At 66.0% G+C, this 25,787-nt stretch carries 27 protein-coding genes; 8 read left to right on the top strand and 19 right to left on the bottom strand.

Annotation, left to right across the window (positions count from 1 at the left end):
* The 5 genes from ACSFA2_RS03225 to clpB form a co-directional block, all read right to left on the bottom strand.
* Positions 1-810 (bottom strand): putative hydro-lyase, encoded by an 810-nt coding sequence (locus ACSFA2_RS03225; protein WP_435453853.1) that lies wholly within the window; start codon positions 808-810, stop codon positions 1-3.
* Complete coding sequence (locus tag ACSFA2_RS03220; RefSeq protein ID WP_435453852.1) at positions 807-1,187, bottom strand: cupin domain-containing protein; 381 nt, start codon at positions 1,185-1,187, stop codon at positions 807-809. The genes ACSFA2_RS03225 and ACSFA2_RS03220 overlap by 4 nt, the downstream gene beginning before the upstream one ends.
* Positions 1,188-1,326: 139 nt before the next feature.
* On the bottom strand, positions 1,327-2,244 hold the full coding sequence (locus tag ACSFA2_RS03215; protein ID WP_435453851.1) for a LysR family transcriptional regulator: 918 nt from the start codon (positions 2,242-2,244) through the stop codon (positions 1,327-1,329).
* A 41-nt stretch (positions 2,245-2,285) separates the two neighbouring features.
* Positions 2,286-2,630 (bottom strand): hypothetical protein, encoded by a 345-nt coding sequence (locus tag ACSFA2_RS03210; RefSeq protein ID WP_435453850.1) that lies wholly within the window; start codon positions 2,628-2,630, stop codon positions 2,286-2,288.
* Between the two features lie 8 nt (positions 2,631-2,638).
* A complete protein-coding gene (gene clpB, locus ACSFA2_RS03205) occupies positions 2,639-5,260 on the bottom strand; it encodes an ATP-dependent chaperone ClpB (RefSeq protein ID WP_435453849.1) in 2,622 nt (873 codons plus the stop codon).
* 115 nt (positions 5,261-5,375) lie between these two features.
* Here clpB and ACSFA2_RS03200 point away from each other — a divergent pair, with 115 nt between their 5' ends.
* Entirely contained in the window at positions 5,376-6,371 is a 996-nt protein-coding gene (locus tag ACSFA2_RS03200; RefSeq protein WP_435453848.1) for a Bug family tripartite tricarboxylate transporter substrate binding protein, read from the top strand.
* A 6-nt stretch (positions 6,372-6,377) separates the two neighbouring features.
* On the opposite strand, the gene ACSFA2_RS03195 is transcribed toward ACSFA2_RS03200, so the two are convergent.
* Complete coding sequence (locus ACSFA2_RS03195) at positions 6,378-6,938, bottom strand: molybdenum cofactor biosynthesis protein MoaE (protein ID WP_435453847.1); 561 nt, start codon at positions 6,936-6,938, stop codon at positions 6,378-6,380.
* A 250-nt stretch (positions 6,939-7,188) separates the two neighbouring features.
* Here ACSFA2_RS03195 and dapA point away from each other — a divergent pair, with 250 nt between their 5' ends.
* A complete protein-coding gene (gene dapA / locus ACSFA2_RS03190; RefSeq protein WP_435454166.1) occupies positions 7,189-8,082 on the top strand; it encodes a 4-hydroxy-tetrahydrodipicolinate synthase in 894 nt (297 codons plus the stop codon).
* On the opposite strand, the gene ACSFA2_RS03185 is transcribed toward dapA, so the two are convergent.
* From ACSFA2_RS03185 to ACSFA2_RS03160, 6 genes are read right to left on the bottom strand one after another with little or no spacing between them, the layout of a single operon-like run.
* Positions 8,079-8,327: a MoaD/ThiS family protein gene (locus ACSFA2_RS03185; RefSeq protein ID WP_435453846.1), complete on the bottom strand. Its 249-nt coding sequence runs from the start codon at positions 8,325-8,327 to the stop codon at positions 8,079-8,081. The genes dapA and ACSFA2_RS03185 overlap by 4 nt on opposite strands.
* A 12-nt stretch (positions 8,328-8,339) precedes the next feature.
* Entirely contained in the window at positions 8,340-9,587 is a 1,248-nt protein-coding gene (locus ACSFA2_RS03180; RefSeq protein ID WP_435453845.1) for a molybdopterin molybdotransferase MoeA, read from the bottom strand.
* Positions 9,571-10,125 carry a molybdopterin-guanine dinucleotide biosynthesis protein B gene (mobB, locus tag ACSFA2_RS03175; protein ID WP_435453844.1) on the bottom strand — a complete coding sequence of 185 codons (555 nt, stop codon included), beginning with the start codon at positions 10,123-10,125 and terminating at the stop codon, positions 9,571-9,573. The genes ACSFA2_RS03180 and mobB overlap by 17 nt, the downstream gene beginning before the upstream one ends.
* Before the next feature lie 16 nt (positions 10,126-10,141).
* Positions 10,142-11,560: a threonine synthase gene (thrC, locus tag ACSFA2_RS03170; RefSeq protein ID WP_435453843.1), complete on the bottom strand. Its 1,419-nt coding sequence runs from the start codon at positions 11,558-11,560 to the stop codon at positions 10,142-10,144.
* Entirely contained in the window at positions 11,560-12,885 is a 1,326-nt protein-coding gene (locus tag ACSFA2_RS03165; RefSeq protein WP_435453842.1) for a homoserine dehydrogenase, read from the bottom strand. The genes thrC and ACSFA2_RS03165 overlap by 1 nt, the downstream gene beginning before the upstream one ends.
* Before the next feature lie 50 nt (positions 12,886-12,935).
* Positions 12,936-14,159, bottom strand: coding sequence for a pyridoxal phosphate-dependent aminotransferase (locus ACSFA2_RS03160; RefSeq protein ID WP_435453841.1), 1,224 nt, complete (start codon positions 14,157-14,159; stop codon positions 12,936-12,938).
* A 67-nt stretch (positions 14,160-14,226) separates the two neighbouring features.
* Here ACSFA2_RS03160 and ACSFA2_RS03155 point away from each other — a divergent pair, with 67 nt between their 5' ends.
* From ACSFA2_RS03155 to ACSFA2_RS03135, 5 genes are all read left to right on the top strand, one after another.
* Entirely contained in the window at positions 14,227-14,613 is a 387-nt protein-coding gene (locus ACSFA2_RS03155) for an Mth938-like domain-containing protein (RefSeq protein WP_435453840.1), read from the top strand.
* 124 nt (positions 14,614-14,737) lie between these two features.
* Positions 14,738-15,214, top strand: a complete 477-nt coding sequence (locus ACSFA2_RS03150; RefSeq protein ID WP_286644802.1) for a peroxiredoxin — start codon at positions 14,738-14,740, stop codon at positions 15,212-15,214.
* A gap of 193 nt (positions 15,215-15,407) precedes the next feature.
* The gene (locus tag ACSFA2_RS03145) at positions 15,408-17,216 is read left to right on the top strand and encodes a PhoH family protein (RefSeq protein WP_435453839.1); all 1,809 of its coding nucleotides are present in this window, start codon (positions 15,408-15,410) and stop codon (positions 17,214-17,216) included.
* Positions 17,217-17,230: 14 nt separating this feature from the next.
* Positions 17,231-17,737, top strand: a complete 507-nt coding sequence (locus tag ACSFA2_RS03140; protein ID WP_435453838.1) for a VOC family protein — start codon at positions 17,231-17,233, stop codon at positions 17,735-17,737.
* Between the two features lie 56 nt (positions 17,738-17,793).
* The gene (locus ACSFA2_RS03135; protein WP_435453837.1) at positions 17,794-18,501 is read left to right on the top strand and encodes a helix-turn-helix transcriptional regulator; all 708 of its coding nucleotides are present in this window, start codon (positions 17,794-17,796) and stop codon (positions 18,499-18,501) included.
* On the opposite strand, the gene dnaB is transcribed toward ACSFA2_RS03135, so the two are convergent.
* From dnaB to ppsA, 7 genes are all read right to left on the bottom strand, one after another.
* Positions 18,495-19,904, bottom strand: coding sequence for a replicative DNA helicase (gene dnaB, locus ACSFA2_RS03130; protein WP_435453836.1), 1,410 nt, complete (start codon positions 19,902-19,904; stop codon positions 18,495-18,497). The two genes, ACSFA2_RS03135 and dnaB, sit on opposite strands and share 7 nt — an antisense overlap.
* Positions 19,905-20,065: 161 nt before the next feature.
* Positions 20,066-20,518: a 50S ribosomal protein L9 gene (gene rplI, locus ACSFA2_RS03125; RefSeq protein WP_435453835.1), complete on the bottom strand. Its 453-nt coding sequence runs from the start codon at positions 20,516-20,518 to the stop codon at positions 20,066-20,068.
* 12 nt (positions 20,519-20,530) lie between these two features.
* Complete coding sequence (gene rpsR / locus ACSFA2_RS03120) at positions 20,531-20,812, bottom strand: 30S ribosomal protein S18 (RefSeq protein WP_007830781.1); 282 nt, start codon at positions 20,810-20,812, stop codon at positions 20,531-20,533.
* A 21-nt stretch (positions 20,813-20,833) separates the two neighbouring features.
* Positions 20,834-21,139 carry a primosomal replication protein N gene (priB, locus tag ACSFA2_RS03115; RefSeq protein WP_435453834.1) on the bottom strand — a complete coding sequence of 102 codons (306 nt, stop codon included), beginning with the start codon at positions 21,137-21,139 and terminating at the stop codon, positions 20,834-20,836.
* A 4-nt stretch (positions 21,140-21,143) separates the two neighbouring features.
* Positions 21,144-21,518: a 30S ribosomal protein S6 gene (gene rpsF / locus ACSFA2_RS03110; RefSeq protein ID WP_158720371.1), complete on the bottom strand. Its 375-nt coding sequence runs from the start codon at positions 21,516-21,518 to the stop codon at positions 21,144-21,146.
* A gap of 128 nt (positions 21,519-21,646) precedes the next feature.
* A complete protein-coding gene (locus ACSFA2_RS03105) occupies positions 21,647-22,174 on the bottom strand; it encodes a hypothetical protein (protein ID WP_435453833.1) in 528 nt (175 codons plus the stop codon).
* 158 nt (positions 22,175-22,332) lie between these two features.
* Complete coding sequence (gene ppsA, locus ACSFA2_RS03100) at positions 22,333-24,726, bottom strand: phosphoenolpyruvate synthase (protein ID WP_435453832.1); 2,394 nt, start codon at positions 24,724-24,726, stop codon at positions 22,333-22,335.
* 200 nt (positions 24,727-24,926) lie between these two features.
* Here ppsA and ppsR point away from each other — a divergent pair, with 200 nt between their 5' ends.
* Entirely contained in the window at positions 24,927-25,748 is an 822-nt protein-coding gene (ppsR, locus tag ACSFA2_RS03095) for a posphoenolpyruvate synthetase regulatory kinase/phosphorylase PpsR (RefSeq protein ID WP_286644792.1), read from the top strand.
* The last annotated feature ends 39 nt before the right edge of the window (positions 25,749-25,787 follow it).

The following is a 25,787-nucleotide window of genomic DNA, read 5'->3' as shown; positions in this document are numbered from 1 at the left end:
CTAGAAACTGGCGATGCGGTGGTTGAGCCAATCCGTGACCAGCATGCAACCCGGCGCATGCGTGATGCAGAACGAGGGCTTGGCGGCCATCACGACGGACTGCGGCGTGACGCCGCAGGCCCAGAACACGGGCAGCTCGTCGTCCATCACGGCCACCGGCTCGCCAAAGTCCGGTGCACCGAGGTCGGCGATGCCGATGAGGTCGGGCCGGCCGATGTGCACCGGCGCGCCGTGCACCTGCGGGAAGCGCGAGGTGACCTGCACCGCGCGGATCGCGTCGGCCGCCTTCATCGGACGCATCGACACCACCAGCGGGCCCTGGAAGATCCCGGCGGGCACGGTCGACACGTTGGTGCGGTACATCGCGACGTTGCGGCCCTCGGCCACGTGCCGCAACGGCACGCCGGCTTCGAGCAGTGCTTCTTCGAATGAGAAGGAACAACCGATGACGAAGCTCACCAGGTCGTCGCGCCAGAGCGCGCCGATGTCCTGCACCTCGTCGACCAGCACGCCGTCGCGCCAGACGCGGTAGAGCGGCAGGTCGCTGCGGATGTCGATGTCTTCGCCCAGCGTCGGCAGCGCCGGGTCACCCGGCTCCGACACCGCCAACAAAGGGCAGGGTTTGGGGTTGCGCTGGCAGAAGCGCAGGAAGTCATCGGCCTGCGCCTTCGGCAGGATCGCGAGGTTGCCCTGCACGTGGCCCGGCGCCATGCCGGCCGTGTGGCCGCCGTAGCGCCCGCTGCGCATCAGCAAGCGCGCATCGCGGCCGGTGGGCGCCAGGGTGGCGAGGGAAGAAGTGGCGGTGCTCATTCGTAGTACTGGATCTCGAACATCACGCAGCCGGTGCGGGAGACGAAGGGGCCGTGCACCGCGCCCGGCGGGCGGCAGGCGAAGGTGTAGGGACCGAAGGCTTCACCGCCCTCGCCTTCGGCGTCGCAGCCGACCACCAGCTCGCCTTCGACGATGAAGACCTCTTCATGGAAGTCGTGGACCACCGGCCGGTCGATCAGCGCGCCGGCCGACCAGCGGGCCAGCCGCGTGCGCGAGCCGGTGCCGGCCGCCGTGTCGAGGTTGTCGGCCAGAATGATCTCGTCGATGCGGCCGGCCGAGCAGGCCACGGGCGACCATTCGGTGGACGCGGCGGCAGGACGGATCGCGAAGAACTCGCGATGTCTTTTGGCGGTCATGGACTTGTGCATGGCGCGCAGTGTTGTCGCGCGCCCTCGCAGGGTCAAACGGGAAATTCTTTCGGCGACCCATAGCGTTTCGTGATGCACAGCCCTGGCGCACCCAACCGCCCCAGCTTCGGGCGCAATGTGGGCCGGATCAGGGCGCGAGCACGTCGTCGCGGCAGGTCGCGATGAACTGCTCGCATGCGGCCTGCGCCATGGTGATGAGCGCTTCGGCCAAGGGCGACGCGGGTTCCAGGCGCATGCTGGCGACCAGTGGCAAGGGGATGGGCACCGGGTCGACGTCCAGCACCACCAGCTTGCCCTGCAGCAGGTCCTGCTGGATGACGGCCAGCGGCAGCAGCGCCGTGCCGAAGCCGGAGCGCGCCAGATCGACCATGGCGCCGAGCGACGAAAAGTAGCTCACCCGCAGGTTTGCGCAGCCACTCGCGTTCTGCGCGATGTTGCGGTAGACGCTGGAATCGCGGTGGAAGGAGATGATGGGCTGCTCCGCGATGTCGGCGAAGGACAGCAGCCTGCGCGACGGAAACTTCAGCGCCAGCGACGGACTGGTCACCCACCGCATCGCGAAGTTGGCGATGCGCCGGTTGTCGATGAAGCCTTGGGTGATCTCTTCCGACAGGATTGCGCAGTCGAGCGTGCCCCGCAGCAGATCGTCGCGCAGCCGCGGCGTGATGTCGGAGATGAGCTCCAGCGTGGCGTTCGGGTATTTTTCGGCGAAGCGCGAGAACAGGTCGGGCAGCCAGGTGTGGGCCACCGTCTCGATCACGCCGATGCGCAACATGCCCGAGTACGCGTCGGTCTGGCCCATGGCCGCCACCATGCGCGCCTGCAACTCGATCATGCGCTCGGCGTGCGGCAGTAGCTCGGTGCCCTGGTAGGTGAGCAGCACGCCGCGGTGCTCGCGGTCGAACAGGCGTACGCCGAACTGCTCTTCCAGCGTCGCGATGCGGCTGGAGATGCCGGCCTGGGTGGTGTGCATCTTTTCGGCGGCCGCCTTGAAGCTGCCCAGCTTGGCAACCCAGACGAAGGCCTCGAGAAAACGCACGTTCATGCGCGGAGTCTACGGGCAGTGCCGGCCCAGCCGGCGGAGGCTCACTCGCCGCGCGTGGCGGGGCGGGCCCGGACGTCGGTCACCTCGCCGACGTCGCCCAGGGCAGCGACCGGGCTGCGCGCCGACTCACCCCGCGCCCGGGCGCTGACCACGTCGGCCGCGGTCGGCTCGGCGGGTTGCTGCGCCGCACGAAAGCGGTCGAAGCCGCTGCGCGGGTTGAAGCGCCCACCCAGCGTGGCACTCCACGGCGCGACCGGCTGGCCTGTCAGGCGCGCCCAGCCGTAGCGCAGGCCCCACACGGCCGCCAGCAGCAGCACTGCGACGGCCAGGCTGGCCGCGAAGACCAGCCCCAGGCAGAAGAGAACGAAGCGGAGGATGAAATTCATCATCGGCATTAGGCCAGCGCTTGGGCCGATGGTTCCCCGCCCTTCGTGAACGAGAACTGCCCGGGCGACTGGATCGGGTCGGTTTCCACCCGGATCGTGTCCTTCGGCCCGAAACTGCCGTCCAGCAGCAGCTTGCTCAGCGGGTTCTCGATGCGCTGCTGGATCGCCCGCTTGAGCGGCCGCGCACCGAAGACCGGGTCGAAGCCGACCTTGGCGATCTCCGCCAGCGCGGCCGGCGACACATCGAGCGCCAGGTCCATCTTCGCGAGCCGCGCCTGCAGCACCTTCAGCTGGATCGCGGCGATCGATTCGATGTTCTTCGCGTCAAGCGCGTGGAACACCACCGTCTCGTCGATGCGGTTCAGGAACTCGGGGCGGAAGTAGTTCTTCAGCTCGTCCCACACCGCGTCCTTGATGTCCTGGCTCGGCTGGCCGACCATCGCCTGGATGATCGGCGAGCCGATGTTGCTGGTCATGACGATCACCGTGTTCTTGAAGTTCACGGTGCGGCCCTGCCCGTCGGTCAGGCGGCCGTCGTCCAGCACCTGCAGGAGGATGTTGAACACGTCCGGGTGCGCCTTCTCGACTTCGTCGAGCAGCAGCACGCTGTAGGGCTTGCGGCGCACGGCCTCGGTGAGGTAACCGCCTTCCTCGTAGCCCACGTAGCCGGGCGGCGCACCGATCAGGCGTGCGACCGAATGCTTCTCCATGAACTCGCTCATGTCGACGCGGATCAGGTGGTCTTCGCTGTCGAAGAGGAAGCCCGCGAGCGCCTTGCACAGCTCGGTCTTGCCCACGCCCGTCGGGCCGAGGAACAGGAAGGAGCCGGTCGGGCGGTTGGGGTCACTCAAACCCGAGCGCGAGCGGCGGATCGCATTCGCGACTGCACCGATGGCCTCGTCCTGGCCGACCACGCGCTCATGCAGCTTGTCTTCCATCACGAGCAGCTTGTCGCGCTCGCCCTGCATCAGCTTGGCGACCGGGATGCCGGTGGCGCGCGCCACGACCTCGGCGATCTCTTCGGCACCGACCTGCGTGCGCAGCAATGTGGGCTTGTTCGAGCCACCCTTGCTGGCTTCGCTGGCTTCGGCTTCCTTCAGGCGCTTTTCGAGCGCGGGCAATTGGCCGTACTGCAGTTCGGCCAGTTTGTTGAAGTCGCCCTTGCGCTCCCAATCCTTGATCTCGATCTTGAGCTTCTCCACCTCCTCGCGGATGTGTGCACTGCCCTGTGCCTGGGCCTTCTCGGCCTGCCAGATTTCGTCGTAGTCGGCGATTTCCTTCTGCAGCCGCACGATCTCTTCCTCGATCAGGCCGAAGCGCTTTTGCGACGACTCGTCCTTCTCGCGGCGCACGGCTTCGCGCTCGATCTGCAACTGGATCAAGCGGCGGTCGAGGCGGTCCATCACCTCGGGCTTGGAGTCCATCTCGATCTTGATCTTGGCCGCGGCCTCGTCGATCAGGTCGATCGCCTTGTCGGGCAGGAAGCGGTCGGTGATGTAGCGGTCGGAGAGCTCTGCCGCGGCGACGATCGCCGGGTCGGTGATCTGCACGCCGTGGTGCACTTCGTACTTTTCCTGCAGGCCGCGCAGGATGGCGATGGTCGCTTCGACCGAGGGCTCGCCGACGATGATCTTCTGGAAGCGGCGCTCCAGCGCGGCATCCTTCTCGATGTACTTGCGGTATTCGTCGAGCGTGGTCGCGCCGACGCAATGCAGCTCGCCGCGCGCGAGGGCCGGCTTGAGCATGTTGCCCGCGTCCATGGCACCCTCGGCCTTGCCGGCGCCGACCATGGTGTGCAGCTCGTCGATGAAGACGATGGTCTGGCCTTCGTCCTTGGCCAGCTCGTTGAGCACGGTCTTCAGGCGCTCTTCGAACTCACCCCGGAACTTGGCGCCGGCCAGCAGCGCGGCCATGTCGAGCGACAGCACGCGCTTGCCCTTGAGCGACTCCGGTACCTCGCCCGCGACGATGCGCTGGGCCAGGCCTTCGACGATCGCGGTCTTGCCGACACCGGGTTCGCCGATGAGCACCGGGTTGTTCTTGGTGCGGCGTTGCAGCACCTGGATCGCACGGCGGATTTCCTCGTCGCGTCCGATCACCGGGTCGAGCTTGCCCAGGCGCGCACGCTCGGTCAGGTCCATGCAGTATTTCTTGAGCGCCTCGCGCTGGCCTTCGGCGTCGGCGCTGTTCACGCCCTGCCCGCCGCGCACCGCGTCGATGGCGGCTTCGAGCGACTTGCGCGTCATGCCATTGGCACGCGCCAGGTTGCCGACGTCGGCCTTGGAATCAGCCACGGCCAGCAGGAACAGCTCGCCCGCGATGAACTGGTCGTTGCGCTTGATGGCTTCCTTCTCGGTCGCCTGCAACAGCTTGTTGAGCTCGTTGCCGACCTGGACGGCCTCGCCGCCCTGCACCTGCGGCAGCTTCTTGATGGCGGCCTCGGCCGCCTGTGACAGGCCCGGCACGTTGACACCGGCGCGCTCCAGCAGCGCGCGCGGGCCCTCGTCCTGCCGCAGCATGGCGGCGAGCAGGTGGACCGGCTCGATGTAGGCGTTGTCGTTGCCCAGCGCGAGCGATTGCGCATCGCCCAGGGCTTCCTGGAACTTGGTGGTGAGTTTGTCTTGGCGCATGGTGTGATTTCCTTGCCTTCAAAATAGGAGCGTTCGCGCACCGTTCAAGAGCGCGGACAAAATCAGGCACGGCTATTGCACCGCCGCCCGCTTATCTCATTGATTGGAGTCGATCATGGTTTTTTCAACGCAGCGTGCTCAACCGGTTCGCCGGGCGCTGACGCTCGGCCTCGTTGTAGCCTCCCTGAGCCTGTCGGGCCTTGCGCAGGCGCAAGGCGGCACGCCGCTTCGTCTGCTGGTGGGCTTCCCGGCCGGTGCGGGCACAGACGCCATCGCCCGGACCCTGGCGGAAAAACTCAAGGACGAACTCGGCTCGCCGGTCGTCGTCGAGAACCGCGCGGGCGCGGGCGGTCAGATTGCGGCGCAGGCCCTGAAGGCCGCCCCGGCTGATGGCCACACGCTGTTCCTGACGCACGATCACAGCATCTCCATCCTGCCGCAGGTGGTCAAGAACCCGGGCTTCAACCCGGCGACCGACTTCGTGCCCGTGGCCGGCTTTGCCACCTTCGCCAACGTGCTGGCCGTCTCCGGTGGCACCCCGGCGAAGACGATGGACGCCTACGTGAAATGGGTGCAGACCGCGCGCGGCGGCAAGGAGACCATCGGTGTGCCGGCGCCCGGCTCGATCCCCGAGTTCCTGGTCAAGCTGATCGGCGAAAAGTACAAGCTCGACCTGCAGGCCGCCCCCTACCGCGGCAGCGCCCCGATGACGGCCGACATGCTGGGCAACCAGATCACCGCCGGCATCGCCTCGGTGCCCGACTTCATCGAGAACCACAAGGCCGGCAAGGTGACCATCGTGGCCGTGATCGGCGCCAAGCGCCAGCCGCTGCTGCCGCAGGTGCCGACCTTCACCGAACTGGGCTTCGCGAACCTGGACGACTACCCCTACTACGGCCTGTTCGCACCGGTGGGCACGCCCCAGCCGGTGATCGACAAGTTCGGCACCGCGCTGCAGAAGGTGCTGGCCATGCCCGATGTGAAGAAGAAGTTGACGGACATGGGCCTGAACGTTGCCTACGAATCGCAAGGCCAGTTCGCAGGCCGGGTGCGCACCTACACCAGCGCCTGGGAAAAGATCATCCAGGCCAGCGGCTTCAAGCCACAATAAGGCGCTTCAGGCGTTCGGGGCATCGATGCCCCAGCGCGCCAGGGCCGCGTCGTCGGCGACGCGTGCATCGACCCAACGGGCGCCTTCGGGCGTCCGTTCCTTTTTCCAGAACGGCGCCTGCGTCTTGAGGTAGTCCATCAGGAACTCGCAAGCCTGGAAGCTCTGACCGCGGTGTGCCGAGACCACGGCGACCATCATGATCTGGTCGAGCGGCTGCAGCAGACCGACGCGGTGCACCACGCGCGCGCCGAGGATGTCGAAGCGGCGATGCGCGGCGTCGATCATGGCCTCGATGGCCTTCTCGGTCATGCCGGGGTAGTGCTCCAGCTCCATCGAGGTGATGGTGCTGCCGTCGTCTTTCGCCGCCGGGCCGCCCCAAGGCGAAAGCACCCCCTCGGGAGGCAGCGAGGACACGTCAGTGCCGAGCGTGGGGGCCCTATTTCTGTCGCGCACCGTGCCGATGAAGCTGCAGACGGCGCCGACGCGCGTGTCGCCGGCGCGCAGCGTGGCGATCTCCTGCTGCAGGTCGAAGTCGGCGGTCTGGATGGAAACGCGTGGGCCGGTCATCGCCGAATTGTGGCATCGCGATAGACTCCGGTCATGCCCTCCTGCACTTCGCATTCCCTCTCGCCTTCGACCGAAGGCCGGGGCTGCGTGCACCGGAACGGCAAAGCCAAAAAACCACAGTTCGTCTGACCGGAGCTGCGGTTCCGTCGTCGGATGAGCGACGGAACCGGCAAGGCTCAGGCTGTAGCCCGTGGCGCACGCGCATCCGACGGTGGTTCTTCCATCGGTCGCTTCCGCAAGGAGCTTTTGCGTGCCTTACCTTTCAGACCCTTCTCAGCAGACACCCGATTTTTCGGGTCTCTGGATTCCGTTGATCACGCCGTTTCGCGATGGCGCGGTCGACCACCTGGCCCTCCGCGCGTTGGTGCGCCGGCTCGCATCCACCGGCATTGCCGGTTTCGTCGTGTGCGGCTCGACTGGCGAAGCCGCCGCCCTCGAAGAAGCGGAGCAACTGGCGGTGCTGGCCACCGTGGCCGACGCTGCACCGGATCTGCCGCGGATCATGGGCATTTCCGGCAGTCACCTCGAAAAGACGCTGGCCTGGGTGCGGCGCTTGGCTGCCGAACCGCTGACGGGGCTGCTGGTGCCGGCGCCCAGCTACATCCGCCCGGCGCAGGAAGGACTGCTGCTCTGGTTCCGCGCCATCGCCGAGGCGAGCCCATTGCCGATCCTGATCTACGACATCCCCTATCGCACGGGCACGACGATCTCGATGGAGACCTTGCTCGCGTTGTCGGCTCACCCGCAGATTCGCGCCGTGAAGGACTGCGGCGGCGATCCGTCGAAGACGCACGCACTGATCGTCGATGGCCGTCTGCAGGTGCTCGCGGGTGAAGACGCGCAAATCTTCGCGACGCTGGCCGAGGGTGGTGCCGGCGCCATCGCCGCCAGCGCGCACCTACACACCGAGCACTTCGTGCGACTGCTGCACCTGCTTGCCGAAGGTCGGTTGGCCGATGCCCGCGAAACCTGGCGCTCGCTGCGCCCGCTGATTGCGCTTTGCTTTGCGGAGCCCAACCCCGCCCCCGTGAAGGCCATGCTGGCAAGCGGCGACGCGCTGTGCGATGAACTTCGCGCGCCCATGACGCCCGCCAGCGCGGCGCTGCGCGAACGTCTGCGCGTCGCCGTCGAATTGCTGGATTAGCCGCCCGTCACCGGCGGAAAGAAGGCGACCTCGCTGCCGTCGTGCAGCGCTGTCGACTCCGGGCACATGACCTGGGCCATCGCCATGCGAACGGCCTTGCCGCGCGCCAGTGCGTTGGCGTGCGGGCCGCCGCGGGCGATGAGTTCGTCGCGCAGCTCGGCCAGGGTGGCGACCTGCGTCTCAACGGTTTCGCCGTTGCCCAAGGCTTCGCGCACCGAGGCGAAATAACGGATGTCGATCTTCATGATCAAAGACTCTCAGGCCAGCAGGGAGGCGAAGGGAATGAACTGCACCGTGTCGCCCTTCTTGAAGGACTGTCCCGCCGGCGTGTCGATCACCCCATCGCCCCAGACGGCCGAGGTGAGCACGCCGGAACTCTGGTTGGGGAACAGGTCGAGCCCGCCCGCCGCATTGCGCCTTGCACGCAGGAACTCGCGGCGGCGATCGGCGCGCGGCCATTCGAAGTCTGCGCGCATGGCCACCGGTCCCGGTGCCACGCGTGTCGCGCCCTGCAGCGTCAGCAGGAAGGGGCGCACCAGCAGGAGGAACGTTAGGAAGCTCGAGACCGGGTTGCCGGGCAGGCCGGTCACATGCGCGTTGCCGATGCGGCCATAGGCGAAAGGCTTGCCGGGCTTCATCGACAGCGACCAGAGCTGCAGCTCGCCGAGCGCTTCGACGGCCGCCTTGATGTGGTCTTCTTCGCCCACCGACACGCCGCCGGTGGTGACGATCAGGTCGTTGTGTTCGGCCGCGGTGCGCAGTGCGTCAATGGTGGCGTCGCGCCGGTCGGGCACGATGCCCAGGTCGCTCACGTCGCAGCCCAGGCGTGTGAGCAAGGCACGCATGAAGAAGCGGTTGGAGTTGTAGATGGCGCCGGGCTTCATGGCCTCGGGTGCGACCTCGCCGGGCATGACCAGTTCGTCGCCGGTCGACAGCAGCACGACCCGCGGCCGGCGCGCGACCTGGAGGCGGTCGAAGCCGACGCTGGCGGCCAGGCCCAGCGCGGCGGGCGTGAGGCGCTCACCGCGCGCCAGCACGACGTCGCCGGCGGCCACGTCCTCACCGGCACGGCGGATCCACTGGCCGGCAGCCGGCACGGTGTCGATGCGCACGCGGCCGAGCGAACCTTCTTCGGGCAGAGCACCGGTGTCTTCCTGCATGACGACCGCGTCGGCGCCTTCGGGAATCTGCGCGCCGGTGAAGATGCGCGCCGCGGTGCCGGCTGCCAGCGGCGTGCCGACGCTGCCCGCGGGAATGCGCTGAGCCACCGTCAGCACCGCACCGACGGCGGCGCAATCGGCCGCGCGGACGGCGTAGCCGTCCATCGCGCTGTTGTCGCGCGGCGGCACGGTGAGGCCGGACACCACGTCCTGCGCCAGCACCCGGCCATCGGCCTCGAAGGTCGACACGCTTTCGGTGTCCAGCCGCGGCGTCGCCTTGGCAAGCAGGCTCGCCAGGGCCTCGTCCAGGGGCATCAACAGAGGGCGTTCAGAGGGGCGGGACATGATCGTCGGCTCGGTATTCGAAACGATGGGCATTGTCGAGCAGCCATTGCGCGAGCGCATCGACATCGTCGATATCGAACACCGGGATCAGGGTCGGCCGCGGCAGGTCGTTCGGGGTGTCGGTAGCCAGCGCGACGATGAAGGGGTCGTCGCCGTACTGGGCCGGCCGCGGCGGCTCGCCGGCCGCGGGCTCGCGCCAGATCTCGACCTTGTGCAGGTCGCTGTGCTTGAAGCCTTCGACCAGCACCCAGTCGACGCCGTCGTAGAGCTCCGCAATCAGGTGGTGCACCGACAGCTGGGCCGGCTGCTCGAACTCGCGCATCAGCGCCAGCCGCTTGTCGGACGCCACCACCACCTCGAAGGCACCGGCCTCCCGGTGGCGGTAGGTGTCCTTGCCGGGATGGTCGATGTCGAACTTGTGGTGCGCGTGCTTGACCACCGACACGCGCTGGCCCTGCAGCCGGAGCACCGGGATCAATCGTTCGACCAGCGTGGTCTTGCCTGCGCCGGAATAGCCGGCAAAGCCGATGACGTTCATGCGGTGGTCGGTGCGGTCATTCGTCGCAATGCTCCGCGATGTAGGCCTTGACGGCTTCGGCATCGGCCGGCAGTTTGACGACGCGCTTGGGCAATGCCTCGATCCCCTCGAACCGGGCGGGCCGGTCGGGCTCGTGGCCCAGCGCCTCGACGATGGTCGCCGCGAACTTGATCGGCAACGCGGTCTCGAGCACGACCATCGGCACGCCCGGCACGACGTGCTCGCGCGCCGCCTTCAGGCCGTCGGCCGTGTGCGTGTCGATGAGCACGGCGAAACGCTTGTCGGTGTCGCGGATGGTGGCCAGGCGGTCGGCGTGCGTGCTGCGGCTGCTGACGAAGCCGAAACGCGCTGCGGCCTGCGCGAAGGCGGGGTCGGCACTGAGGTCGAAGCGGCCGCTGCGGCCGAGCTCGTCCTGGAACAGCGCGCGGGTGCGGGCGCCGTCGCGGCCGAGCAGGTCGAACACGAAACGCTCGAAGTTGCTGGCCTTGCTGATGTCCATCGACGGGCTCGAGGTCTCGTGCGTGTCGGCCGCGGCGCGCACGCGGTAGACGCCGGTGCGGAAGAACTCGTCGAGCACGTCGTTCTCGTTGGTGGCGACCACCAGCGTGCGGATCGGCAGCCCCATCATGCGGGCGACGTGGCCGGCGCAGACGTTCCCGAAGTTGCCGGACGGCACGGTGAAGCTGACCTGCTTGTCGTCCTTGCTGGTCGCTTGAAAATACCCGGCGAAGTAGTAGACGACCTGCGCCAGCAGCCGCGCCCAGTTGATCGAATTGACCGTGCCGACGCGGTACTTGCGCTTGAAGCCGAGGTCGTTCGACACGGCCTTCACGATGTCCTGGCAATCGTCGAACACGCCGGCGATCGCGATGTTGTGGATGTTCGCGTCCTGCAGGCTGAACATTTGCGCCTGCTGGAAGGGGCTCATGCGCCCGTCCGGCGAGGTCATGAAGACGCGCACGCCCTTTTTTCCGCGCATGGCGTATTCCGCCGCGCTGCCGGTGTCGCCGCTGGTCGCGCCGAGGATGTTGAGTTCTTCGCCGCGGCGGCCCAGTTCGTACTCGAACAGGTTGCCCAGCAGTTGCATCGCCATGTCCTTGAAGGCCAGCGTCGGGCCGTTCGACAGGCCCTCAAGGTACACGCCGTCTTCCAGTTCGCGCAAGGGCACGATCTCGTCGCTGCCGAAGACCTCGGCCGTGTACGTCTTCGCGCACAGCGCCTTCAGGTCGTCGGCCGGAATGTCGTCGATGTAGAGCGAGAGGATCTCGAAGGCCAGCTCGGCGTAGGGCAGCGTGCGCCACTTGGCGAACATCGCAGCATCGACCTGCGGGTAGTGCTCGGGCAGGTACAGCCCGCCATCGGGCGCCAGGCCCTCGAGCAGGATGTCGCAGAAACGGCGGCGGTCGGGGTGGCCGCGGGTGGACAGGTAGCGCATCAGGACAGCTCTTCCTTGCGGATGCGCACGATCGGCGCCAGCACCGTCGGCAGCGCCTGGAGCTGCGCCATCGCGTCGTCGAGCGTGCCTTCGCGCGTGTCGTGCGTGAGGATGATGAGGTCGGTCTGCGTGGAGCCTTCACCGCCAATTTCGTCGGCTTCGCGCTGCAGCACGGCGTCGATGCTGATGCCCGCGTCGGCCAGCAGACCGGTGACCTTGGCGAGCACGCCAGCCTCGTCGGCCACCCGCAGGCGCAGGTAGTAGCTGGTGACCACTTCGCGCATCGGAACGACCTTCAGGTCGTCGCTCATGGCGTTCGGGTGGAAAGCCAGGTGCGGCACGCGGTGTGCCGCGTCGGCCGTGTGCAGGCGCGTGATGTCGACCAGGTCGGCGATGACGGCGCTGGCGGTCGGCTCGCTGCCGGCGCCCTTGCCGTAATAGAGCGTGGTGCCCACGGCATCGCCGTGCACGACCACCGCGTTCATCGCGCCTTCGACATTGGCGAGCAAGCGCTTCGACGGCACGAGCGCCGGGTGCACGCGCAGCTCGATGCCACCCTTGGCGCGGCGCGTGATGCCCAGCAGCTTGATGCGGTAGCCCAGTTGCTCGGCGTACTTGATGTCCTGCGCGGCCAGCTGGGTAATGCCTTCGACGTGCGCCTTGTCAAACTGCACCGGAATGCCGAAGGCGATGGCGCTCATCAGCGTGACCTTGTGGGCGGCGTCGACGCCTTCGATGTCGAAGGTCGGGTCGGCTTCGGCATAGCCCAGGCGCTGCGCCTCCTTCAACACGGTGGCGAAGTCCGAGCCCTTGTCGCGCATCTCGGACAGAATGAAATTCGTCGTGCCGTTGATGATGCCGGCGATCCACTGGATGCTGTTGGCCGTGAGGCCTTCGCGCAGCGCCTTGATGATCGGGATGCCGCCGGCCACGGCCGCCTCGAACGCGACCATCACGCCCTTCTGCTGGGCTGCCGCGAAGATCTCGGTGCCATGCACCGCGAGCAGCGCCTTGTTGGCGGTCACCACGTGCTTGCCGGCCGCAATGGCTTCGAGCACGAGGTCCTTCGCGACGCCATAGCCGCCGATCAATTCGACGACGATCTCGATGTCCGGGTTGGCGATGATCTGGCGCGCATCAGCAAACACTTCGGCCGCGTCGCCCACGAGCGCCTGGGCCTTCGCCACATCACGGCGTGACACCGCGACGATCTCGATGCCGCGGCCGGCACGACGTTTGATTTCGGCTTGATTGCGGCGCAGAACCTCGAACACGCCGCTGCCGACGGTGCCGATGCCGAGCAGGCCTACTTGGATGGGTTTCATTCTTTGGAGAGTCAGTTCAGGAAAGCGTCTGCGCCGAATCGGGCGCGGCGTCAGGCGTGGCGGTTGCGGTAGCGCTCGAGGAATTTCGCGATGCGGCCGATAGCCTCTCGCAAATCGTCTTCATGCGGCAGGAACACGATGCGGAAATGCTGGTTGTCCGGGAAGTTGAAGCCCGAGCCCTGCACCAGCATCACGCGCGTTTCGCGCAGCACCTGCATGAAGAATTCGCGGTCGTCCGCGATCGGGTACATCACCGGGTCGAGCCGAGGGAAGATGTAGAGCGCGGCCTGCGGCTTCACGCAGGTCACGCCGGGGATGGCCGTGATGAGCTCGTAGGCCAGGTCGCGCTGACGACGCAGACGGCCGCCGGGCTTGACCAGGTCGTTGATGCTCTGGTAGCCACCGAGCGCGGTCTGTATCGCCCACTGGCCGGGCACGTTGGAACCGAGCTTCAGGTTGGCCAACATGTTCAGGCCCTCGATGTAGTCAGTCGCATTGGCCTTCGGGCCCGACACGATCATCCAGCCCGCACGATAGCCGCACGAACGGTAGGCCTTCGACAGCGAGTTGAAGGTGAGCGTGAGCACGTCGGTCGACAGGCTCGCCATGGCGGTGTGCTTGGCGTCTTCGTAGAGCACCTTGTCGTAGACCTCGTCGACCAGCAGCACCAAGCTGTGCTCGCGCGCGATGGCGACGATGCCGCGCAGCAGCTCGTCCGGGTACAGCACGCCGGTCGGGTTGTTCGGGTTGATCACGACGATGCCGCGCGTGCGCGGCGTGATCTTGGCGCGGATGTCGGCCAGGCTCGGCAGCCACTGGTTGTCTTCCTCGCAGCGGTAGTGCACCGGCTTGCCGCCCGACAGCGACACCGCGGCAGTCCACAGCGGGTAGTCAGGCATCGGCACCAGCAGCTCGTCGCCATCGTCGAGTAACGCGTTGGTCGCCATCACGATCAGCTCGCTCGCGCCATTGCCCAGGTAGATGTCGTCGAGCGTGACGCCCTCGATGCCCTGCTGCTGCGTGTAGTGCATCACCGCCTTGCGCGCGGCGAAGATGCCCTTGCTGTCGGAATAGCCCGCCGAATCCGGCAGGTTGCGGATCATGTCCTGCTGGATTTCCTCGGGCGCATCGAAGCCGAACGGCGCCATGTTGCCGATGTTCAGCTTGATGATCTTCTGGCCGTCCTCCTCCATCTGGCGGGCGGCATCGACGATGGGCCCGCGCACGTCGTAGAGCACGTTGGCCAGCTTGGCCGATTTCTTGAGCTGCTTCAAAGTCCCTCCAGGGGGCGCCTACATAGGGGAAAACCTATAATTTGACCACAGTTCCCTTCCAGTGCCGATGAAGCTCCAGCCCGACAAATCCGACGTCCAGACCCTCACCGCGCACGGCCCGGGCTGGGTGGCGATCAACAACGAACGCGTTGAGCAGAGCGTGGTGCTGGGCTCGCGCGGCGAGCGCTTCGTCTGGAACTGCGCGCGCTTCGAGGAACTCGGCCCCGAGCACTTCGCGCAGCTGGCGGAAATCGGTGCCGAAACCGTGATCTTCGGCAGCGGCGCCCGCATCCGGTTTCCACAGCCTGCGTGGCTGCGCCCGTTGATCGACCGGCGCACCGGACTGGAGACGATGGACACCGCCGCAGCCTGCCGCACTTACAACATCCTGGCCGGCGAAGGCCGGCACGTGCTGGCGGCGCTGCTCGTTGAGGCCCCTACCGCTGGCAAATAGGGCCCATTTCGGGCTAAAATCGCAGGTTGCGAACCGGCGATCCGCCCACAGTGAGCAACGACCAATCCTCCAGCGCTCCGGCCTGCAGCCGCGCGATTGGAACCCAACGGAGAAAACAAGTTTCATGGCGATCGTTGTCAACAAACCCATCCCCGAATTCGAATCCACCGCCACCGGCGGTCTCAAGGTCTCGAACACATCGCACCTCGGGCACGTTCTGGTGATGTATTTCTATCCGAAGGACAACACGCCCGGCTGCACCACCGAGGCGATGCAGTTTCGCGATCGTTACAAGGACTTCGTGAAGGCCGGTGCCACCGTCTTCGGCGTGTCCCGCGACAACATGAAGTCGCACGACGAGTTCAAGGCCAAGCTCGAGCTCCCTTTCGAACTCATCGCCGACACCGAAGAGAAGATGTGCCACATGTTCGGCGTGGTCAAGAACAAGATCATGTACGGCAAGAAGGTCAAGGGCATCGAGCGCAGCACTTTCCTGATCGGCGCCGACGGCGTGCTCAAGGCCGAATGGCGCGGCCTCAAGGTGCCAGGCCATGTCGACGACGTGCTCAAGGCCGTCAAGGCCCTCAAGAAGGAAGCCTGATCCGGCTGCGCCCGCGTGCGCTTTCGCACAGGCCTGTTGGCAAGCTGCCACGCGCGCCTGACGCGACACGCACGTTGTGCATAATGGACGCATGCCGTTGAGCTCCACGACCGCATCCACCGAACAAAGCCGCCCGGGTCTTCTGGCGGCTTTTTCGTTTTCCGGCCCCTACCTTTTGTGAGCACACCGCCCCATGCCATTGCCCCCCGCCCCCACGAAGCGTGCAGCCCTCCTCTCCCCAGATGCACTCGACGCACCGGCGCACACGTCGGCCAAGGCACCGCGACGCGGTGGCCGCGCAGCGGACGACGCGCAAGGCGACGGTCCTCGGGCGCTCGAACTGTTCGATGAACGCGACCGGCCTTCTGCCGGCGGCCGCTCGGCCGCGCCGGAAGCCATGCAGCAGATCGAGACCAAGCCGCGCCCTGCACCCAAGCCGGAGTCGACGCCGCAGCCCGTGCGTGCAGAGCGCGCACCGGCACCCGCAGTGACAGCTCCCGCACCAGCACCCGCACCGGCATCGGCCGCGCGGCCGCGTGCCGAGCGCGGCACTCACGAGACGACCCGGCCTCGCCGCGCGAAGTCGAGCGGCCCGGCCAAGCTGTTCGTGCTGGACACCAACGTGCTGTTGCACGACCCGATGTGCCTGTTCCGCTTCGAGGAACACGACATCTTCCTGCCGATGATCGTGCTGGAAGAGCTGGACGGCCACAAGAAGGGCACGACCGAAGTGGCCCGCAACGGCCGGCAGACCAGCCGCACGCTCGACGCACTGGCCGGCGCCAAGGACGCCGACATCGTCAAGGGCTTGAAGCTGGACGCCACCGGCCACCGCCAGGCAGGCGGCAAGCTGTTCTTCCAGACTGCACCGCTCGACTACACGCTGCCGACCAGCCTGCCGCAGGGCAAGGCGGACAACCAGATCCTGGGTGTGGTGCAGGCCCTGCGCGACCTCTACGCGACGGACCGCCCGGGCATTCCGAAGCAGGAAGTGGTGCTGGTGTCGAAGGACATCAACATGCGCGTCAAGGCGCGCGCGCTGGGCCTGGCCACCGATGATTACCAGAACGACAAGACGCTCGAGGACGGTGACCTGCTGTATGCAGGCTCGTACGCGCTGCCGGCCGACTTCTGGACGCGCCAGAGCAAGACGGTCGAGAGCTGGCAGAGCGGCAGCAGCACCTTCTACCGCATCAGCGGCCCGATCGTGCCGAACCTGTACATCAACCAGTTCGTGTACTTCGAAGCGCCCGGCGAGCCAAGCATGTACGCACGCATCACCGAGATCCGCGACAAGACGGCCGTGCTCAAGACGCTGAAGGACTACGCATCGGCCAAGAACGCGGTGTGGGGCGTGTCAACCAAGAACCGCGAGCAGAACTTCGCGATGAACGTGCTGATGGACCCCGAGATCGACTTCGTCACGCTGACCGGCACCGCCGGCACCGGCAAGACGCTGATGGCACTCGCCTCGGGCCTGACGCAGGTGCTCGACGACCGCCGCTACACCGAGATCATCATGACCCGCGCGACAGTGAGCGTGGGCGAGGACATCGGCTTCCTGCCCGGCACCGAGGAAGAGAAGATGGGCCCGTGGATGGGCGCGCTGGACGACAACCTCGAATTCCTGGCCAAGGGCGACGGTGGCGGTGCTGGCGAATGGGGCCGTGCGGCCACCAACGAGCTGATCCGCAGCCGCATCAAGATCAAGAGCATGAACTTCATGCGCGGTCGCACGTTCCTGAACAAGTACGTGATCATCGACGAGGCACAGAACCTGACGCCCAAGCAGATGAAGACGCTGATCACCCGTGCGGGGCCGGGCACCAAGATCATCTGCATGGGCAACCTCGCCCAGATCGATACGCCCTACCTCACCGAAGGCTCGTCGGGCCTGACGTTCGCGGTCGACAAGTTCAAGGGCTGGCCGCACAGCGGGCACATCACGCTGGCGCGCGGCGAGCGTTCGCGGCTGGCCGACTTCGCGAGCGAAGTGCTCTGAGACAGCAGCGCACCATGGCTCCAGAGAGCCCGCGCAGCCTGCAGGCCGCGCGGGCTTTTTTTCGTCCGGCGCGACGCGCTCCTGACAAGACGCTGTCAGGAGCCGGCGTGCACCATCGCCGCTCCTTCAACAGAAACGAAAGCGAGTCGATCATGCAAAACGCCCTCAGCTGGTTCGAGATCCCCGTCAGCGACCTGGACCGCGCGCAGACCTTCTACCAAACCGTGCTCGGCCAGGAATTGCAGCGCCAGGACTTTGGCGGCGCACCGCTGGCGGTGTTCAAGTACGAACGTCCCGGCGTCGGTGGCGCGCTGCAGGCCAGCGCCAAGGAAAGCGCTCCGGCGGGCAGGAGCATTCGCATCTATCTGAGCTGCACGCGGTTGGATGCCGTGCTCGAGCGCATCGCCCCCGCCGGCGGCGCCATCGTGTCCCCCAAGGAAGCGTTGCCACAGGGGATGGGCTTCATCGCCCACTTGCGCGACACCGAGGGCAATGCCGTCGGCCTGCACTCGCTCGATTGAAGTCAGCACAAGCAGAGCCTCGACACAGCGACGCTCCGAGACCAGGAATCCATCTGATGCGCCGCGCCGACCGCCTGTTCCATATCGTGCAGCTCGTTCGCGGACGACGGCTCACCACAGCGGCGTTCCTGGCGCAGCGGCTCGAAGTCTCGGAGCGCACGGTGTACCGCGACGTCGCCGACCTGCAGCACCAGGGCGTGCCCATCGAGGGCGAAGCTGGCGTCGGCTATCGCTTGGGCGCTGGCTTCGAATTGCCGCCGCTGATGTTCACCCAGGAGGAAGCGACGGCTCTCGTGGCTGCGGCGCGCGTGGCACAGACATGGGTCGACCCGGCGATGGCACGCGCCATCGAGACCGGCCTTGGCAAGATCCTGTCGGTGCTGCCCCCGGCCGCGCGCGTGTCGGCCGAGGCGCTCACCATGTATGCGCCTGCCATGGCCCTCGACGATGCCACGCGCATGCAATTGCAGACACTGCGTGAAGCGGTGCAGTCACGCAGCAAGCTGCGGGTGTCGTACCGCGACCTGGCGGGCGGCGCGAGCGAGCGCACCGTGCGGCCGCTCGGCTGCCTCTATTGGGGCAAGGTGTGGACGCTGTCGGCCTGGTGCGAACTGCGCGGCGACTTCCGCGGTTTTCGCGTCGACCGCATGGGCACCGTCACCGTGCTCGAAGAACGTTTTCGCGACGAGCCCGGCAAGACGATGGCCGACATGCTGCGCCAGGTCGAGGCCGAGCAGCGCGCACGCCAACGCGCAGCTCAGTAGTCGTTGCTGCTTCCGAAACTCGCCAGGTTCTCGAACTTGGTCAGCGGCTTGAGGAAGGCCAGCTTCACCGTGCCGGTGGGGCCGTTGCGGTGCTTGCTGATGATCACCTCGGCCACGCCCGGCTCCTTGCTGTTCTTATCGTAGTAGTCGTCGCGGTAGATGAACATGATGATGTCCGCGTCCTGCTCGATGGCGCCCGATTCGCGCAGGTCGCTCATCATCGGGCGCTTGTCGGTGCGGCTCTCGACGCCGCGGCTCAACTGCGACAGCGCGATCACCGGGCACTTCAGTTCCTTGGCCAGCATCTTCAGGCCACGCGAGATTTCACCGACCGCCGTCGCGCGGTTCTCGTCGTTCATGCTGCTCGACACACTCATGAGCTGCAGGTAATCGACCACGATCAGCCCGAGCTTGCCGTACTGGCGGGCCAGCCGGCGCGCGTTCGCGCGCAGTTCGCTCGTGGTGAGGCCGGGCGTCTCGTCGATGTGCAGCGAGATCGTCCGCAGCTTCTCGATGGCTTCGGTCAGGCGCGGCCATTCCTCATCGGTCAGCTTGCCGGTGCGCAGATGGCCCTGGTCGATGCGGCCGATGGAACCGACGATACGAACCGCCAACTGCGACGCACCCATTTCCATCGAGAACACTGCCACCGGCAGGCCTTCATTCAACGCCACATGCTCGGCGATGTTGATCGCCAGCGAGGTCTTGCCCATCGACGGCCGGGCAGCGAGCACGATCATGTCCCCAGCCTGCAGGCCCGAAGTCATCTTGTCGAACTCGTAGAAGCCGGTGCGGATGCCAGTGATGTCGTTCGGGTTGTCCGCCATCTCGGTCACGCGATCGAGCAGTTCGACCACCAGCGAGTCCATGCTCTGGAAGCCCTGCTTCATCCGCGAGCCTTCCTCGCCGATGTTGAAGATCTTCTGCTCGGCCTCGTCCAGGATCTTGTCGACCGCCTTGCCCTGCGGGTTGAAGGCGTTCGTCGCGATCTCGTCGGCCGCGCTCACCAGCTTTCGCAGGATCGAGCGCTCGCGCACGATCTCCGCGTAGCGGCGGATGTTGCTCGCACTGGGCACGTACTGCGCCAGCGAGTTCAGGTAGATCAGGCCGCCCATCTCGTCGGCCTTGCCCAGGTTCTGCAACTGCTCGTAGACGGTGATCACGTCGGCCGGCTTCGAGGCATTGATCAAGGTGCCGATGGCTGCGTAGATGAGCTTGTGCTCGTGCCGGTAGAAGTCGGCGTCGACCAGCAGGTCGCCCATGCGGTCCCAGGCGCCGTTGTCCAGCAGCAAGCCGCCGAGCACGCTCGACTCCGCCTCGATGGAGTGCGGCGGAATGCGCAACTGGGCGATCTGGCGGTCGGGCGAAGGGTCGTTTTCGGCGTAAGAGAAGACAGCGGACATGGATTTCCTGAAGGAGCGCCCATGCTACGGCGCAGACGCTGCGCCGTCATGGGATAAGGCTGTGGATAAGCAGTGACTTGCCGGTGCAGCGTCAGGGACAACACCAAAGAAAAAGCCGCCCGAAGGCGGCTTTCGCGATGCGCCGAAGCGCCAGGGCGGACTCAGGCGCTTTCGCCGTAGACCGACACGGTGATGTCGACCACCACGTCGGTGTGCAGCGCGACGCTCACGGTGCTGTCGCCGACGACCTTGATCTGGCCGTTGGGCATGCGCACTTGCGACTTCACGACCTTGTAGCCTTGCTTGTTCAGCTCTTCAGCGATGTCGCTGTTGGTGACCGAACCGAACAGGCGGCCGTCGACGCCGGCCTTTTGCGTGATCTTGACCGCCGTGCCGGCGAGCTTTTCGCCCTGGGCTTGCGATTCGGCCAGCTTGGCGGCCGCAGCCTTTTCGAGTTCGACGCGCTTGGCTTCGAATTCGGCCTTGTTGGCTTCGGTGGCGCGGCGGGCGCGGCCCGTCGGGATCAGGAAATTGCGTGCGTAACCGTCCTTGACCTTGACGATTTCGCCGAGGGTACCGAGGTTGACGACCTTGTCCAGAAGAATGACTTGCATGGTGTCTGCTCCTTAGACGCGGTGCTGGTCGCTGTACGGGACCATGGCCAGGAAGCGCGCGCGCTTGATGGCGGTGTTGAGTTGACGCTGGTAGATCGCGCGCGTGCCGGTCAGGCGTGCGGGAATGATCTTGCCGTTTTCGCTGATGAAGTCACGCAGCGTGTCGATGTCCTTGTAGTCGATCTCTTCGACGCCAGCGACGGTGAAGCGGCAAAAGCGCTTGCGCTTGAACAGCAGCGACTGGGTGTTGCGCTTGGGGCGCTTGTCTTTGTTGAATTTCTTGAACGTGGCCATTTCGGGACCTCTCTTCGAAAATTAATCTTGCTGAAAATCCTGGATGTGCAGCACCGGATGCTTCGCCGTCCCCGGCGTCGCCAGAAAGCCCCTGAACAACCAGAGACTCCCCAACGCCTGCTTCGCGAGCCGTTCGGCCACTGCGCCGAAGGCGACGGCCTTGAGGGCCGCCTTCACCTGTCGGGGCTTGCCGGCTTCGTCGATCGTCGACTCGTGTTCGAGTCGCAGATCCAGAGCAGGCAGACCGGCAGGCGTGAAGCGCAGGGCGCCGAGTTCGGCAACGCAGGCCGTCAGCAACAGCTGATTGGCCGCGACAACCGGGCTCACACCATCAGTTGTTGTTGGCGGCGTATTCGGCCTGCTGCGCCTTGCGGGCTTCTTCGCGCTCGACCGTCTTCATCATCGACGAAGGACCGGTGTCGGCCTTCTTCTTGACCACGGTCAGGTGGCGCAGCACGGCGTCGTTGAACTTGAACGCGTGTTCCAGCTCGGCCATCACGGCTTGTTCAGCCTCGATGTTCACGCACAGGTAATGCGCCTTGTTGAGCTTGTTGATCTGGTAGGCCAGCTGGCGACGGCCCCAGTCTTCAACGCGGTGGATCTTGCCGCCGCCGGCCGTGATCAGGCCCTTGTAGCGTTCCAGCATGGCCGGAACTTGCTCGCTCTGATCCGGATGGATCAGCAAAATGATTTCGTAATGACGCATGGCACTCCTTGTGGATCTTCCGTAGAAGGGATAAAGCCACCCGCAGCGTCGGCGCAGTGTGGCAAGGCAAAGCCGGCGATTATAGCAGTGCGCCCGGGCCTGAGACCCGGAAAGCGCCGAACGGCGGCTCAGATCCCGAGGGCGCGATCGAGGACGGCGGCCTTCTCTGCACCCACCGAGGCACGGATCTTGGGTGCGAGGGCGAGAAGATCTTCGTAGGAACTCGTCCCCTCGACGGCAAGGTTGAGCCGGAATCCTCGCAACCCCAGCCCACCCGTCAACTGCGTGGCGACCGGGTAGGCATCCTTGTAGCGCTGTTGCAAGGAGCGGCCGGCCGGCGACGAGGGCGGCTCCAGCTCTCGAACGGCGGCGGCGCGAGGCGCCAGGTCCAAGGCGTTGGCCTCGAGAAGCACGGGCACAGCCATGGCGACCGGCTGGGACGCGGCCGATGCCACGGCTTGACCGGTCTGGCCCAGCAACCCGAGTTCGATCATCTGGTCGACGTCCTGCGCTGTGACGCCCTCGCAGGCCGTCAGGATGTCACCGATCGAGCGGCGGCCGTCGAAGAGGATGAAGGCGGAGCGTTGCCGCGGTGTCAGCCGGATCGAACGGTCTTTGAAGACCTGTTGGCCGGTCTCTGTCTTGACAAGAATCATGGCGCCCTCGACAGGAGTGTCTCAAGCGGTCAGTTTGCCAGCAAAAAAGCAATTTGTTGCAAATATAACCAACTGACGCAGGGATTACGCCGCACATCGGCTGCTGCGCGCGTTGCGCAGATTCAACATCTGCGCAACGCCTTGCCTCGCCTGACCGCTCAGCGATTGGCCAGTTGCTGCCAGGTGTCGATCACGCTGTCGGGATTCAGAGAGATCGACTCGATGCCCTCGTTCGCCAACCACAGCGCAAAGTCCGGGTGGTCGCTGGGGCCCTGGCCGCAGATGCCGACGTACTTGCCTTGCGCCTTGCAGGCCTTGATGGCGCGGCTGAGCATGGCCTTGACCGCCGGGTCGCGCTCGTCGAAGTCTGCGGCCAGCAGTTCGAGGCCCGAGTCGCGGTCCAGGCCCAGGGTCAGCTGGGTCAGGTCGTTCGATCCGATCGAGAAGCCGTCGAAGAACTGCAGAAATTCGTCGGCCAGGATGGCGTTGCTCGGCACCTCGCACATCATGATGATCTTGAGATCGTTAACGCCGCGCTTCAGGCCTTCCGCGGCCAGCAGATCGGTCACGCGCTCTGCCTGCTTCAAGGTGCGCACGAAGGGCACCATGATCTGCACGTTGGTCAGCCCCATGTCGTTGCGCACGCGCTTCATCGCCTCGCATTCCATCAGGAAGGCTTCGCGGAATTCCTCGCTCACGTAGCGCGCGGCACCGCGGAAGCCGAGCATCGGGTTCTCTTCTTCCGGCTCGTAGCGGCTGCCGCCGATCAGCTTGCGGTATTCGTTCGACTTGAAGTCCGACAGGCGAACGATCACCGGCTTGGGCCAGAAGGCCGCGCCGATGGTCGCAATGCCTTCGGCCACCTTGTCGACATAGAACGCACGCGGCGACGCATGACCGCGTGCCACCGACTCGACCGCCTTCTTCAGATCGGCGTCGACGTTCGGGTAGTCGAGGATCGCCTTGGGATGCACCCCGATGTTGTTGTTGATGATGAACTCGAGCCGCGCCAGACCCACGCCGTGGTTCGGCAGCTGCGCGAAGTCGAAGGCCAGCTGCGGGTTGCCGACGTTCATCATGATCTTGAGGTCGATCTCGGGCATGGCGCCGCGCTTGACTTCGGTCACCTCGGTCTCGAGCAGGCCGTCGTAGATGAAGCCGGTGTCGCCCTCGGCGCAGCTCACGGTCACCAGGGTGCCTTCCTTCAGCAGGTCGGTGGCGTCGCCGCAGCCGACCACGGCAGGAATGCCCAGTTCGCGCGCGATGATCGCGGCGTGGCAGGTGCGGCCGCCGCGGTTGGTCACGATGGCGGCAGCGCGCTTCATCACCGGCTCCCAGTTCGGGTCCGTCATGTCGGTCACCAGCACGTCGCCGGCCTGGACCTTGTCCATCTCGCTGATGTTGTAGACCAGGCGCACGGGACCCGTGCCGATCTTCTGGCCGATGGCGCGGCCTTCGGCCAGCACCGCGCCCTTGCCCAGCAGCTTGTAGCGCTGCTCGGCCTTGCCCTGCTGCTGGCTCTTCACGGTTTCCGGACGCGCCTGCAGGATGTAGAGGTGGCCGTCGGTGCCGTCCTTGCCCCATTCGATGTCCATCGGGCGACCGTAGTGCTCTTCGATGACCAGCGCGTACCGGGCCAGTTGCTCGACATCGGCATCGCTCAGCGAATAGCGGTTGCGCAGCTCGGTCTTGACGTCGGTGGTCTTCACCAGCTTGCCGGTGGCGGCCTTTTCCTCGGGCGTGGCGAACTCCATCTGGATCAGCTTGGAGCCCAGGTTGCGGCGGATCAGCGCGCGCTTGCCGGCTTTGAGCATCGGCTTGTGGACGTAGAACTCGTCGGGGTTCACGGCGCCCTGCACCACCGTCTCGCCCAGGCCGTAGCTCGAGGTGATGAACACCACGTCTTCGAAGCCCGACTCGGTGTCGATGGTGAACATCACGCCGGCTGCGCCCAGGTCGGAGCGCACCATGCGCTGCACGCCGGCCGACAGCGCGACCACGTCGTGCGCGAAGCCCTTGTGCACGCGGTAGCTGATGGCGCGGTCGTTGTAGAGGGAGGCGAACACCTCCTTCATCTTGTGCAGCACGTCGTCGATACCGACCACGTTCAGGAAGGTCTCCTGCTGGCCGGCGAAGGATGCGTCGGGCAGGTCTTCGGCCGTGGCCGAAGAACGCACGGCGAAACTGGCCTGCGGGTTGCCTGCGCTCAGGGTGGAAAACGCGTCGCCGATGGCCTTTTGCAGGTCGGCCGGAAACGGCTGGGCTTCGACCATGGCGCGGATCTCGGCACCAGCCACGGCCAGGGCACGCACGTCTTCGGTGTCGAGCGCGGCCAGGCGCTTGCTGATCTTGTCGGCCAGGCCGTCGTGCGCCAGGAACTGACGGAAGGCATGGGCCGTGGTGGCGAAGCCCGTGGGCACCCGCACGCCCTGCGGCAACTGGGAAATCATCTCGCCGAGGCTGGCGTTCTTACCGCCGACCGACTCGACGTCGGTCATCCTCAGGTTTTCAAACGGTACGACCAGGGCGGTCGCGTCGAAAAGGGCAGACATGGGAAGGCTCCAGAAGTTAAAACCGTGGTCGCATGCGGACGGCGCTGCACGATCGTTCTCGTTGCTGTGGGTGCAGGCGCGGTGGGCATGGGGAAATTCGGGGTGCGAGAAATGCGGTTCGTGGGGGCCGGAATCTCGATAATGGGCCGGATTGTAGGCGCGCGCCCGCCGGTCGTGCCGAAGGACAAAACCGCCAAACCATGACCACACGCTCCGTTTTCTTTGTCTCCGACGGCACCGGCATCACCGCCGAAACCTTCGGCAACGCCGTGCTCGCGCAGTTCGAGATCAAGCCACGTCACATCCGACTGCCGTTCACCGACACCGTGGACAAGGCCCACCAGGCGGTTCGGCAGATCAATCACACGGCCGAGATCGAGGGTCGGCGGCCGATCGTCTTTACCACGCTGGCCAACATGGACGTGCTGGAGGTGATCGAAACCGGCTGCAAGGGCATGCTGCTCGACATGTTCGGCACCTTCGTGCGGCCGCTCGAGATCGAGCTGGCGATGAAGTCGAACCACCGCATCGGCCGTTTCAGCGACGTCAGCAAGAGCAAGGAGTACAACGACCGCATCGCCGCGATCGACTTCAGCTTGCAGCACGACGACGGCCAGAGCAACCGGGACCTGCAGGGCGCCGACGTGATCCTGGTCGGCGTCAGCCGCAGCGGCAAGACGCCGACGTCGCTGTACCTGGCCATGCAGCACGGCCTGAAGGCGGCGAACTACCCGTTGATCCCGGAAGATTTCGAGCGGCTCCAGCTGCCGCCCGCGCTCCTGCCCCATCGCAAGAAGATCTTCGGCCTGACCATCCTGCCCGAGCGCCTGAGCGAGATCCGCAACGAGCGCCGCCCCAATTCGCGCTATGCCAGCCTCGAGAACTGCCGCCATGAGGTGAGCGAGGCCGAGGCGATGATGCGGCGGGCCGGGATCCGCTGGCTCAGCACCACGACCAAGTCGATCGAGGAAATCGCCACGACCATCCTGCAGGAGCTGCAGCCGCAGCGACTGACCTACTGACGAAAAAGGCCACCGCATGCGGTGGCCTTTCCATTGCAG

Source organism: Variovorax cryoconiti (assembly GCF_051216395.1).
GTDB lineage: Bacteria > Pseudomonadota > Gammaproteobacteria > Burkholderiales > Burkholderiaceae_C > Variovorax.
The sequence above is the reverse complement of the archived record's forward strand: the minus strand, read 5'-3'. Positions and strand labels throughout refer to the sequence as shown.